Here is a 12,554-nt window from a genome sequence, read left to right as displayed (position 1 = left end):
CTGAACCGCGACTGCCGCTTGTAGTTGCGATAGCCGAAGTCGTGTCGGTGGCAGGCCGGCAGGAACTTGAAGCCGAAGGGGTTGTCCGGCGAGTAGTCGATGGCGGCGCGGGCTCGGGCACGGGCGCCGCCGCCGTTGCCGGAGACCTGCGGGAGGGTCTGCGGGGCCGCGGCCAGGGCCACCGGGATCTCGGGCTCGGCAGGCTCTGGCTCGGCGGCTTCTACCTGGAGGTTGAAGAGGAAGCCGACGGTTTCCTCCTTCAACGCGTCGAGCATCGCGTTGAACATCTCGAAGCCCTCGCGCTGGTACTCGATGAGGGGGTCGCGCTGCGCCATGGCGCGCAGGCCGATGCCCTCCTTCAAGTAGTCCATTTCGTACAGGTGCTCGCGCCACTTGCGGTCCAGGACGGACAGCAGGACGCGGCGCTCCAGCTCGCGGGTGGCGCCTTCGCCGACGCGGGCGTCGATGTCGTCCTCGCGGGCCTGGTAGGCGTCGAGGGCGTCGGTGACGAGGAGCTCGCGCAGGTACTCGCGAGTGATGTCCTCATCGGACTCGAGCAGTTCCTTGATGTCCAGCTTGACCGGGTACAGGGTCTTGAGCGCCGTCCACAGCTTCTCGAAGTCCCAGTCCTCGGCGTAGCCGTCGGCGGTGGCGCCGTTGACGTACTCCTCGACCACGCTGACGATCATGTGCTGGACCTGTTCCTTCAGGTCCTCGCCCGCGAGAACGCGGTGGCGCTCGGCGTAGATCACCGTGCGCTGGCGGTTCATGACCTCGTCGTACTTGAGGACGTTCTTGCGGATCTCGAAGTTCTGCTGCTCGACCTGGGTCTGCGCGCTGCGGATGGCGCGGGTGACCATCTTGTGCTCGATCGGCACGTCGTCCGGCACGTTCAGGCGCGTCATGACCATCTCGACCATGGACGCGTTGAAGCGGCGCATCAGCTCGTCCTGCAGCGACAGGTAGAAGCGCGACTCGCCGGGGTCGCCCTGACGGCCGGTGCGGCCGCGGAGCTGGTTGTCGATGCGGCGGGACTCGTGGCGCTCGGTGCCCAGGACGTAGAGGCCACCGGCCTCGCGGACCTCGTCGGCCTCGGCCTTGCCCAGGGTCGTGAGCTCCTCGACGACCTTGGCCCACTCGGCCTCGTACTCCTCCGGCGTCTCCACCGGGTCGAGGCCGCGCTCGCGCAGCTCGTGGTCGGCGATGATGTCCGGGTTGCCGCCCAGCACGATGTCGGTACCGCGGCCGGCCATGTTCGTCGCGACCGTGACGGCGCCCTTGCGGCCCGCCTTCGCGATGATCAGCGCCTCGCGGTCGTGGTGCTTCGCGTTCAGGACCTCGTGCGGGATTCCCCTGCGCACCAACAGCTTCGACAGGTACTCGGAGCGCTCGACGCTCGTCGTGCCGATCAGGACCGGCTGGCCCTTCTCGTGCTTCTCGGCGATGTCGTCCGCAACGGCGTCGAACTTCGCCTCCTCGCTCTTGTAGACGAGGTCGGGCTGGTCGGTGCGCTGCGGCGGGCGGTTCGTCGGGATCGGGACGACGCCCAGCTTGTAGGTCTGGTGGAACTCGGCCGCCTCGGTCTCGGCGGTACCGGTCATGCCGCCGAGCTTCTCGTAGAGGCGGAAGTAGTTCTGCAGCGTGATCGTGGCGAGAGTCTGGTTCTCCGCCTTGATCTCCACGCCCTCCTTGGCCTCGATGGCCTGGTGCATGCCCTCGTTGTAGCGACGACCGGCGAGCACACGACCCGTGAACTCGTCCACGATCATCACTTCACCGTTGCGGAGGATGTAGTCCTTGTCGCGGTTGTAGAGCTCCTTCGCCTTGAGGGCGTTGTTCAGGTAGCCCACCAACGGCGTGTTGGCCGCCTCGTACAGGTTGTCGATGCCGAGCTGGTCCTCGATGAACTCCACACCGAGCTCGGTGACGGCGACCGTGCGCTTCTTCTCGTCGTACTGGTAGTGGTACGACTTCGACTTCTCCTCGATGACCTCGATGCGGTCCTTCTGGGAGAGCTGGGTGACGTCGATGCCGCGCATCCGCGGGGCCAGGCGCGCGAACTCCGTGTACCAACGCGCCGACTGCTCGGCCGGGCCGGAGATGATCAGCGGCGTGCGGGCCTCGTCGATCAGGATCGAGTCGACCTCGTCGACGATCGCGTAGTGGTGGCCGCGCTGCACGCACTCGTCCAGGCTCCACGCCATGTTGTCGCGCAGGTAGTCGAAGCCGAACTCGTTGTTCGTGCCGTACGTGATGTCCGAGTTGTACGCGACACGACGCTGCTCCGGCGTCATCTCGGAGAGGATCGCGCCGACGGTCATGCCCAGGAAGCGGTGGACGCGGCCCATCCAGTCCGCGTCGCGCTTGGCCAGGTAGTCGTTCGTCGTGATGACGTGGACGCCCTTGCCCGCGATGGCGTTGAGGTAGACCGGCATGACCGAGGTCAGGGTCTTGCCCTCACCGGTGCGCATCTCGGCGATCTGCCCGAGGTGCAGCGCCGCGCCACCCATGAGCTGAACGTCGTAGGGGCGCTGGCCCAGCGTGCGCTTCGCGGCCTCGCGGGCCACGGCGAACGCCTCGGGCAGCAGCTCGTCCAGCGACTCGCCCTCGGCGTAGCGCTTGCGGAACTCCTCGGTTTTGGCGCGCAACTCGGCGTCGCTGAGGTCGACCACGTCATCTTCGAGGCCGTTGATGGCGTGTGCGATGTTGCGGAGGCGCTTGAGCATCTTGCCCTCGCCGGAGCGGAGCAGTCGGGACAGCACCATCTGGATAGACCTCATCACCTGTATCGCGGCGCGCCCACGTCGGACGCCTTTCCCCTGCCCATCGTAGGCAAGTCGCCAAGATGTGCGCACAGACACAGGCGGATTGGTCTCCCTGACCTGGTATGTGCAGGTCAGGTGCCGTTCTGCGATCAACGCAGGCTGCCTGTCGCCGGTGCCCCCGAGCTCGGCTACTGGAGTGGTGAACGCATGAGGGCCGCGTAAAGGTTCCTGGTGGGGCGAGATTCACCTTCACGGTGAAACTTTCGGGCGCCGAACGGCGGTAGACGCACACCGCCGCCCCGCACACGAGGGGTGCGGGGCGGCGGCGGTCGAAGGTGTGGTTACCGGTGTCAGGCGAGCCTGATCACGCCGTAGTCGAATCCCTTCCGGCGATAGACGACGCTCGGGCGCCCGCTGTCGGTGTCGGCGAACAGGTAGAAGTCGTGTCCGACCAGTTCCATCTCGTAGAGGGCCTGGTCGACGGTCATCGGTTTGGCGGCGTGCTCCTTTTCGCGTACGACGCGTCCGGGCAACTTGTCGTCGAGGCCGTCGTCCCACCGCTGCGCGGGCACTTCCGCCATGCCCTCGTAGTCGGCCTCGGGTGCGTCCAACACCGCGGTCTTCGCGCGGCGCGACGTCATTGCTTCGCCAGCGGCGGAGGAGTCCCCCAGTCCGCTTGTCGCTTCTGCCACCGAGATCGGGGCCCGCGCCCCGTGGTGGACTCGCCTGCGGTCGTGCGACCGACGCAGGCGGTTCTCGAGCTTCGCGACCGCAGAATCGAGCGCGGCGTAGAAGTCACCCGCGCAGGCTTCGGAACGGATGACTGGTCCCCGCCCCTTGCCGGTGATTTCGACCCGCTGGCAGTTCTTCGACTGGCGGCGGTTCGGCTCGTGGAAAAGCTCCACGTCGAAGCGGATGACCTTGCGGTCGTAGCGCTCAAGCCGGGCCAGCTTTTCGGCGACGTGCACCCTGTAGTGATCGGGCACCTCGACGTTGCGGCCCTTAACGACGATGTCCATACACGACCTCCCTCGCTTTGCTGCGAGCTTTGGCTGGACTGAATTCAGAGCGCCGTGGCGATCATGGATCGCGCTTGTGTCGCAGAGGGTCGTCTCCCTCGGCTCTCACGGCGCCAGGGTCATGGGCTGTTCGCCTCCTCCCCGCGGGCCGGGAACGCTGATAGCGGTGCACGTTAGCTTGGGATTCACCGTCGCGTAAGCCCCCTTGCCGGGGGAACGACCAGTTTTTTTGGTGACTACGCAGCGCGACGACAGCGCGTTGCGAGTCGTGTCCCGAGCGTGCCACGAACCCGGCTCACCGGCATCTCGCTCACCCGTCCGGCGCAGCCCCGGACCGGCACTCGACGGCAGTCTCGCTGCGTCGAACGGGTCCAGGTGCGGCCTCATACCCAGCCAACGGGCGACCCGCGCGTCATGTTCCCGAAACCTCGAAGAGATCGATTCCGATGCGCTCAGCTGCCTTCCGGGCACTTCTTCCAACAGAACTGATCGGTATCGATGACCGATCACGGGGCAGTCACGCCCGGCTGAACGGGGGATTTCGCCCAATGACGGACAACACCGTTGATCTCCACTGCGACCGGACACCGTGGCATTCCAAGGAATAACCGCTGGTCAGCTCCACATGTGAATAGTCGTTAACAAGGACCTGACGGTCTGGCCTCACGCTCGGACCCCTCCGGACTGACGGCTCGGGTGCTCATGCGGCCGGGTTCCCCCGTACTGAGACGTCCAACCTGCGGACGCCTCAGTTCTGAAACATTCGCTCACCAGACGCTGGGACGAACGGGGCGAAACGAGTTGGCGGATCTTGGTGTGTCGTCACAGAACTTGCGACGAACTGGGCCGATGCGTCCTACCTGGACCCAACGGTGATCCACAACGAAACAGGAACTTCACCCTTGTGGGCGGTGCCGAAAGTCCCCAGACGCGGACCTCCGTTTTTTGTCAGACCTCGTCGCCATGCTTGTCCCATGACCGCACTCGACCTGCTGCTGCCGTCCAACTGCGCCGGCTGCGGCCGCCCCGGCACCGCCTGCTGCGCCACGTGTCTCGACGTTTTCGGGCCGCCAGAGCGAATCCACGTGCCCGGTGTCGGGCCTCCTGTGTGGGCGCTGGCCGCCTATCACGGTCCCGCAAGGGAACTCGTGCTCGCCTTCAAGGAACGGGGCGCACGGGCGCTTGTGGCCTGGTTCAGCGCCATCGTGGCCGCTGCTCTCATCACGGTGGGCCCACGCCCGTGGACGCTCGTCCCGGCCCCGTCACGACGAAGTGCCGCGCGCGAGAGGGGCGGCGACCACATGGTGAGAATCGCCCGGGCCGTCGAGATCGCTGAGGTGGCCCCGATCCTGAGTCTCGCGCCGGGTGTGCGGGACTCGGTCGGGCTCGGGGTCGAGGAACGAAGACAGAACCTGGAGGGGCGGGTTCTGGTCCACGGCAGACCGCCGCCGGGCACGACCGTGCTCATCGACGACGTGATCACGACGGGTGCGACCGCGGCGGCCTGTGTTAGGGCTTTGCGTCGTGCCGGAGTGCGCACGCAGGCCGTGCTCGCGCTGACCTCAGCCCGGCCGGCTCAGCCCGGGTAGAAGACCAGCGCGCCCGCCGGCACCCGAAGCGAGCTCGACTTCCACACGTCCGTGATGTCCGACGCCGACCACAAGCCCGACGGGTCGATCACCTGCACCTGACGGGCGGGCGCCGCGGCCACCGAGCTCACCGGAACGTTGAGGTTCGACTGGCTGTAGCGCTCCAGCTTGAAGCCGTCCGTGTTGACCTTCGTGACGGGCAGCGCGGGCATGGAGGAGGAAACGACCAGCACGTCCTGGGAGAGCCAGTCGATCGACTGCACGGCCGACCCCAGCGTGGACTGCTGGAGCTGGCGGGGCGTGCGCAGGGCCACGTCCTGGTCGTTGCGGACCACGGACGCGAGGTAGAGCTTGCCGCCGATCACCAGGGCCGCGCGGGTGCCGTCGCGGGACAGGCGCAGGTCGGAGATCGGGCCGAACTGGCCCAGCTCGGTGATGTTGACGGCCTTGTTGGTCCAGCTGCCGTTGTCGGAGCGGGTCACGCGGGCGACGGAAGTGCCGTCGACCACGGTCCAGACCTCGGAACCAGGTTCCTTGGGGCCGCTGGACAACAGCCACGTGGGGCGCGAAAGCGAGTTCGCCTTGACGTCCACATCGGACAGCTCCTGCTCCACCTCCCCCACGCGCAACCGCATCGAGCCGCCGGAGCGGGAGACCACGGCCAGCCGCGAGCCGTCCAGCGACTGCGCCGCCGACACCGCGCCGTACGTGCCGCTGCCCGCCGGGCCCTTGATCGGGTTGCCGTCGGCCAGCGACTTGATCGCCCCGTCCGCCACGAGCATGCCCTGGAGGTTCGAATTCAGCGCCAGCAACGACTCGCCCGCGGTCGCCGACACGTCGGACGGCCGGTAGTCCCGCTGGTCCGGCAGGATCTGCTGACCGTCGACGAGCACGCGCACCCGCGACGTCGTGACGCCGGAGAGCGATTTCACGACCTGCGCGACGATCTGCTTGTTCTTCTCGGGCGTCAGGTCCTTGCCCACCTTGGTGAGGTTGACCTCGAGCGCCCCGTCGTCGGCTTCCCGCGTGTCCGAGAACGTGTCCGCGTCCGTGGGGATCGCGCTCTTCAACGTGTCCCGCACGGTGTCGGCGGGGCCCTTGATCAGCAGCTCCGTGACACGCGTGGGAATGCTGATGGCCGGCGGGACGACGACGTACCGCGGATCCGGCACCAGCACGGTGAACTCGGGGTTGTAGAAGTACAAAGTCACGCGGCGGTAGTTGTTGTTGAAGATGTTCAGCGGCAGGAAGACGGCCGGCGGCGCTTCCGAGATGCGCCACTGGTTGTCGCTGTTGCGCTCCACCTTCAACGGCTCGCGCAGGTCGCCGAGCTCCGGCACGAACGCGTTGTCGCCGCCCAGCCGGCCGACGCGCTTTCCCTGCAGCAGCACGATCTGCGTCTTGTCGGCGGGCGCCTGCGAGATCGGCACGGTCGAGAACGCCGACTCGATGATCACGGGGTTCTTGGTGACGGTCCAGTTCTTGCTGGCTTCCGGCGTCAGGTAGGCGCGGGCGGCCGCGTAGTCACCGTCCGGGTTCGACGTCGCGTCGATGAAGTCGCGCACGAGCTGGAACGGGTCGATGCCCTGCCTCGGTTCCGGCGCGGCGAGGGTGTTGCTGACCTTGTTGTCCTTCGGCCCGATCGGCTTCGGCTGGGTGTTCGTCGGGATCGCCGCGCACCCCGCGAGAGACACGAGGACGAGAACCAGCAACGCCAGCCGTTTCACCGCACTTCCTCCGAAACCTCAGACGCGGGCGTTCCGTCCACCGGCTCCGCGGGCTGCCAGGTGATCTCGGCCTCGGTCAGCTCGACTTCTTCCGGCTCCTCCGGCACGGCCGGTTCCTCCACCACCGCAACGGGTTCCAGCGCGATCGCGGGAGCCAGGGGCAGCGGGCTGTGGCGCACTTCCTCGCCGTGCCGGCGCGGCAGCGTCAGCCGGAACACGGCGCCGTGGCCGGGTTCGCCCCACGCCTCCAGCCAGCCTCCGTGCAGCCGCGCGTCCTCCAGCGAGATCGACAGGCCCAGACCGGTACCGCCGGTGCGGCGGTTGCGCGACGGGTCGGCGCGCCAGAACCGGCTGAACACCAGCTCGGCCTCGCCCTGCCGCAAGCCGACCCCGTGGTCCCGCACGGTGATCGCGACGGCGTCGTCGTTGCCGCGCATGGTGAGCTCGACCGGCTGGCCCTCGCCGTGGTCGATGGCGTTGGCGAGCAGGTTGCGCAGAATCCGCTCCACCCGGCGGGAATCCAGCTCGGCCACCAGTTCCGAGTCCGGCAGGTCCAGCACCACCGGCGAACCGGCGCTCGTCGAGATCGCGCGCACCGAGTCGTGCGCGCGGCGGGCCAGCACGCGGATGTCGACCTGCTCGGCGGTCAGCTCCTCGACACCGGCGTCCAGACGGGAGATCTCCAGCAGGTCGCCCAAAAGCGACTCGAACCGGTCGAGCTCGTCGACCAGCAGCTCGGTGGAGCGGGCGAGGCCGGCGGGGAACTGCTCGCGCGAGGCGTGCAGGACGTCCGCGGCCATGCGCACGGTCGTCAACGGCGTGCGCAGCTCGTGCGAGACGTCCGAGGTGAAGCGGCGCTGCAGCTGGCCGAACTCCTCCAGCTGCTTGAACTGGGCCTGGATCGACTCGGCCATCTCGTTGAACGACTCGGCGAGCCTTGCCACGTCGTCCTCGCCGACGACGTGCATGCGTTCGTGCAAAGTGCCGTCCGCGAACCGTTCCGCGACCTCGGCGGCCTGCCGCACGGGCCGGACCACCTGGCGCGTCACCAGGTTCGCGATGAGAGCGAGCAAGATCAGAAGAACGATGCCACCGACGGCCAAGGTCGACTGGACGACCTCCGCGGTCCGCTGCTCGGCGGTCAGCGGGAAGATCAGGTACAGCTGCATCGAGCGCGCGGTCGTGCTCATCGGCAGACCCACGACGAAGAGCGTGGTCGCCTTGCCACCGCGCTGCACGGTGTGGATCTGCGTGGCCTCGCCGCCGAGCTCCACCACGTCGCGCAGACCGCGCGGCACGTCCTCCAACGGCCCGACGGCCGGCACCCGCCCGGCGCTGTTCGCACCCTGCCCGTCCGCGAGAACGGGCTCGAACGCGCCGGCACCCGCAGTGGTGGCGTCCGTGCCGGCGCCACCGACGGCGAGCTTGTTGATCGCGCTGGTGAACCGCGTCTGCACGCTGTCCGGGCCGGGGTTAAGACCGACCAGATCGGACTGGATCAGCGCCCGCGAGGCCATCGCCTGGCGCACCGCGGCCTCGTCCTTGGTGCTCAGCAGCTGGTTGGTGATCTGCATCTGCAGGACCATGCCCAGCACGAACACCACGGCCGACGACAACGCGAGCGTGGACACCACAACGCGCAACTGCAGCGAACGACGCCACAGATCACCAAACGCGGCCCATCGCTTCCGCGCTTCCTCGACGAGGAACTGCGCCTTCGCGACGACCGGCCGAACGAACTTCATACGCCACCTGTCACGGAGGGCCGGCCTTGTACCCGACGCCGCGAACAGTCAACACCACCTCGGGGTGCTCCGGGTCCCGTTCGACCTTGGACCGCAACCGCTGCACGTGGACGTTCACCAGGCGCGTGTCGGCGGCGTGGCGGTAACCCCACACCTGCTCGAGCAGCACCTCGCGGGTGAACACCTGGCGCGGCTTGCGAGCCAAAGCGACGAGGAGGTCGAACTCCAGCGGCGTGAGCTGGATCGGCCTGCCCTCGCGCAGCACCTCGTGGCCGGGGACGTCGATCGTGAGGTCGCCGATCTGCAGCACCTCGGACGGCTCGGCCTCGGTCCTCCGCAGCCGCGCCCGGATGCGGGCGACCAGCTCCTTCGGCTTGAACGGCTTCACCACGTAGTCGTCCGCGCCGGACTCGAGGCCCAGCACCACGTCGACCGTGTCGCTCTTCGCGGTGAGCATCACGATCGGCACGCCCGACTCGGACCTGATCGCCTTGCAGACGTCGATGCCGTTCATTCCCGGCAGCATCAGGTCGAGCAGCACGAGGTCGGGCTTGAGCTCGCGCAGCGCGGGCAGGGCACGGGCACCGTCGGCGACCACCGCGGTGTCGAAGCCCTCCCCGCGCAACACGATCGTCAGCATCTCCGCCAGGGCGGGGTCGTCATCGACGACGAGCACGCGTGCCTTCATACTCAACATCGTCGCACTCCCGGTCGCGCGCTCGCGCACCGCCCACGCTCCGTTGCCGCTGGTGGCGATGTGCGCTCGCTCGGTAACCGGTCGGAACTGTCGTTCCACGTACCCCACCTCGCCCCGATTTGGCCTGCTCGTCGCCGGAATAACCGCGCGACGTTCACCTTTCGTTACCAGGTGTTCAGCAGTACGCGGGGAGCTTTCGTACTGCAGGAGAGTACGAAAGGGCCCCGCGTACAGCTCAGACCGTGTGGATCGCCGAGGCCAGCCAGATGCGCGCGTCACCCACCTTCCGGGGGTCGGTGATCGCCGGCACCGCGCGGTCGTGCTGCGCGGCGAGATCGACCTGATGGGTGACGGTGGCGTGCCAGCCGTGGCCCGCGAGCCACTCGACCGGGTCCTCCACGTCGGACTGCCAGCGGGCGTCCAGCGTGTCGAACCGGTCGTGCACGGGCCGCATCTGCGGCAGCTCGCGGAACTCGCGGTTGACGTGTTCGAGCGCGAGCGTGCTGCCCCGAGTGGACAGCGCGCTCACCCAGTACAAGATCCGGTCACCCGCGTCCGGGGGCAGGAACATGAAGAGGCCCTCCAGCAACCACGCTGTGGGCCTCTTCGGGTCGAACCCCGCCTGGATCAGCGCTGTCGGCCAGTCCTCGCGGAGGTCGCAGGGGACGACCACCCGTTCGCACCGGGGCCGGGCCTGCAGATCGTGCAGAGCATCTTCCTTGAACTCGACCATCTCGGGCAGGTCGAGCTCGAAGAGTGTTGTGCCCGGCGGCCACAGCAACCGGAACGCTCTGGTGTCGAGGCCCGCCGCCATGATCACTACCTGCGGCTGGGCCGAGCTGAGGAGCTGGTCGTCGAAGTACCGGGTGCGCAGGACGAAGTGATCGCCCGCGAGGGTCCGGACGCCGTTCAGGTCGTTCGCGGAGCCGGCGGCCTCCACGAGTCCTGCGGCCAGTGAATCGGTGAAGAGGCGGCGGAGATGACGTTGCTCGTTGGCGCGGGCGGCAGCGATCAGAACAGCCGTACGGGCGACTCCGACCGGGGGGCGCTGCAGAACACGCTTCAAATTGTGATCTCCTATACACTCACAGTGACGTACCGGATCCACGATCGTGTCAATCGGTACGCACGTGAGCGACCACTCAAGGAGTGAAGAGTGGTTCCAGAAGCGAATGAAACTTCACGTTTGACCGCCCGTCGACCACTTGCCACGGGGCCAGCCAGTTGATGTTCGCCAATCCGTCGTAAACGACACCGCATCTGGCCTGCAGCCCGCTGTTGGACTCGTAGATGTCGCGGGCACGCGAGTCATCGTCCTGTTCACGTTTCGCGGCTCGCTCGGCCGCGACCTCGACCGGCACGCGGAGCAGCAGGTGCAGGTCCGGGACGGGCAGGCCGAAGCGGTCGATCTCCAGCGCGCGCACCCACTCGACGAACTCGCCGTTCTCGTCCTGGTGCAGCCGCGCGGCGTTGTAGGCGGCGTTGGAAGCCACATAGCGGTCGAGCAGCACGACGTCGTGCTCTTCGAGGTCCTCGCGGATCTGGTCGGCCGCCCCGCGCCGGTCCAGCGCGTACAGGACGGCCATGCCGTAGACCGAGTCGCTGAGGTCGCCGATGTTGCCGTAGAGGGCGTCGCGGACCAGGTCAGCGTGCACGCTCTGGCCGTAGCGCGGGAACGCGTGGCTGGTCACGGACTTGCCCTGGGCCTGCAGCGCCTCCGTCAGGCCGTTGGCGAGCGTGCGCTTGCCGGCACCGTCAAGGCCTTCGATCACTACGAGCTTTCCCACGGCCGAACCCTAACGGGACCGGGGCCGGCCACTCACATGGCCGCCACACATCCCCCACACGGGCGAAATCCGATCTTTCGATCACCAGATCGAGTGACTACGGTGAACAGTCACGCAGCGCGTGTGTGAAGGGTAGGTGCCGCGGTGGCCGCGGATTCCGGGCACGCCGAATCGGTCAACGAACCGATCGGTCACCCGACCGGGGGTCTGCCGACCCCTCTCGCCGAGACGCTGCGCTACGGGCCGTTCCACCGCGCCCTGCGCGAGGCGATCGCCCACCGAGGCCTCTCGCTCGCCCGGCTGCGCGCCCACCTCGAACAACTCGGCGTCCAGGTCGGTCAGTCGACGCTCTCGTACTGGCAACGCGGTCTGCGCCACCCCGAGGTCCCGCGTGCCATCAGCACGGTGCGCGCGCTCGAGTCCGTGCTGCGCCTGCCGCCGTCGTCACTGCTCGACCTGATCGGCCCGCGCAACGCCAACACCTATCTGCCGCGTCCTGTCGCGACCTGGCCGGAGCCCGCGCCGCTGCTCGCGTCGTTCGACTCCGTACCCGAGGCCGCGCGGGGCAACGCCGATCTTGAGGTCTTGTCGGTTCACGACACCGTGCAGCTCGGCATGCACCGCGAACAGCGCTCGATCACCACCCGGCTGGTCGTGCGGGCGGTGCGACAGGGGCCCGACAGGTATCTGGCGGTGCATCGCGGCGACGACGGCTCGTTGATCGAGAACGCCATGGTGAGAGCCGGCGAAGGATGCCGGCAGGGGCGGCTGCGCCGGGAAAGCGCTTCCCGCAACCTCGCGGTGGAGATGCTGTTCGACCGGCGGCTCTCGGCCGGCGAGGAGCACGTCTTCAGCTTCACGATCGTCGACGACACCGGCGGCGCGACTCCTGGCCACCACCGGACGTTCCGCGACACCAGCGGCTCGTACCTGGTGCAGCTGTCGTTCCACCGGCGCGCGATGCCCGCGCGCTGCCTCAAGCAGTTCCGGGCCTCGGCCGACGCCACCCCGGTCGACGTCGAGGAGCTGGTGTGCGGGCTCGGCGGCGTCGTCAGCGCGTACTTCAGCGACGTCGGCCCCGGCATCGCGGGCATCGCCGTCGAGTGGAGCTAGGCCCGGGGTCTGGGGTGCCCCCAGAGGGCACGACGAACGACGTGGTCCGCGCGTTCTGCGGACACACGTCGCCGGAATGAGTCGAGGAAAGCGAGAGGGCTGAAGACCGGCG

Annotated in this window: 9 protein-coding genes and 1 pseudogene; 2 read left to right on the top strand and 8 right to left on the bottom strand. The window is 68.0% G+C overall.

Annotated features, from left to right (window positions below; translation table 11 throughout):
- The 3 genes and pseudogenes from ABZX92_RS32375 to raiA all read right to left on the bottom strand — a co-directional run.
- On the bottom strand, nucleotides 1–62 hold a 62-nt coding region (locus ABZX92_RS32375; RefSeq protein WP_355567760.1), incomplete at its 3' end, for a phospholipase A2.
- 23 nt (nucleotides 63–85) lie between these two features.
- Nucleotides 86–2,765, bottom strand: a pseudogene (gene secA, locus ABZX92_RS32370) (preprotein translocase subunit SecA); the annotation flags it as partial.
- 350 nt (nucleotides 2,766–3,115) lie between these two features.
- The gene (gene raiA, locus ABZX92_RS32365; protein WP_045317704.1) at nucleotides 3,116–3,784 is read right to left on the bottom strand and encodes a ribosome-associated translation inhibitor RaiA; all 669 of its coding nucleotides are present in this window, start codon (nucleotides 3,782–3,784) and stop codon (nucleotides 3,116–3,118) included.
- Nucleotides 3,785–4,758: 974 nt separating this feature from the next.
- Between raiA and ABZX92_RS32360 the strand changes: the two genes are divergently transcribed.
- A complete protein-coding gene (locus ABZX92_RS32360; protein WP_355567757.1) occupies nucleotides 4,759–5,373 on the top strand; it encodes a ComF family protein in 615 nt (204 codons plus the stop codon).
- On the opposite strand, the gene ABZX92_RS32355 is transcribed toward ABZX92_RS32360, so the two are convergent.
- From ABZX92_RS32355 to ABZX92_RS32335, 5 genes are all read right to left on the bottom strand, one after another.
- Nucleotides 5,361–7,100: an LpqB family beta-propeller domain-containing protein gene (locus ABZX92_RS32355; protein WP_355567754.1), complete on the bottom strand. Its 1,740-nt coding sequence runs from the start codon at nucleotides 7,098–7,100 to the stop codon at nucleotides 5,361–5,363. The genes ABZX92_RS32360 and ABZX92_RS32355 overlap by 13 nt on opposite strands.
- A complete protein-coding gene (mtrB, locus tag ABZX92_RS32350) occupies nucleotides 7,097–8,845 on the bottom strand; it encodes an MtrAB system histidine kinase MtrB (RefSeq protein ID WP_355567750.1) in 1,749 nt (582 codons plus the stop codon). Before mtrB ends, ABZX92_RS32355 begins: the two co-directional genes overlap by 4 nt.
- A gap of 10 nt (nucleotides 8,846–8,855) precedes the next feature.
- A complete protein-coding gene (gene mtrA, locus ABZX92_RS32345; RefSeq protein WP_030471262.1) occupies nucleotides 8,856–9,533 on the bottom strand; it encodes an MtrAB system response regulator MtrA in 678 nt (225 codons plus the stop codon).
- A gap of 244 nt (nucleotides 9,534–9,777) precedes the next feature.
- Nucleotides 9,778–10,608, bottom strand: coding sequence for an SAM-dependent methyltransferase (locus tag ABZX92_RS32340; RefSeq protein ID WP_355567747.1), 831 nt, complete (start codon nucleotides 10,606–10,608; stop codon nucleotides 9,778–9,780).
- A gap of 76 nt (nucleotides 10,609–10,684) precedes the next feature.
- Entirely contained in the window at nucleotides 10,685–11,329 is a 645-nt protein-coding gene (locus tag ABZX92_RS32335; protein ID WP_355567744.1) for a dTMP kinase, read from the bottom strand.
- A gap of 144 nt (nucleotides 11,330–11,473) precedes the next feature.
- Here ABZX92_RS32335 and ABZX92_RS32330 point away from each other — a divergent pair, with 144 nt between their 5' ends.
- Nucleotides 11,474–12,442: a hypothetical protein gene (locus ABZX92_RS32330; RefSeq protein WP_355567742.1), complete on the top strand. Its 969-nt coding sequence runs from the start codon at nucleotides 11,474–11,476 to the stop codon at nucleotides 12,440–12,442.
- Nucleotides 12,443–12,554: the final 112 nt, after the last annotated feature.

The organism is Lentzea sp. NPDC006480 (assembly GCF_040611995.1).
Classification (GTDB): domain Bacteria; phylum Actinomycetota; class Actinomycetes; order Mycobacteriales; family Pseudonocardiaceae; genus Lentzea.
The sequence above is the reverse complement of the archived record's forward strand: the minus strand, read 5'-3'. Positions and strand labels throughout refer to the sequence as shown.

What these genes read in the sequence shown, in the direction of transcription:
- ABZX92_RS32360 (WP_355567757.1), top strand. Translation starts at nt 4,759, where the DNA reads ATGACCGCACTCGACCTGCTGCTGCCGTCCAACTGCGCCGGCTGCGGC.
- raiA (WP_045317704.1), bottom strand. Translation starts at nt 3,784, where the DNA reads ATGGACATCGTCGTTAAGGGCCGCAACGTCGAGGTGCCCGATCACTAC.
- mtrB (WP_355567750.1), bottom strand. Translation starts at nt 8,845, where the DNA reads ATGAAGTTCGTTCGGCCGGTCGTCGCGAAGGCGCAGTTCCTCGTCGAG.
- mtrA (WP_030471262.1), bottom strand. Translation starts at nt 9,533, where the DNA reads ATGAAGGCACGCGTGCTCGTCGTCGATGACGACCCCGCCCTGGCGGAG.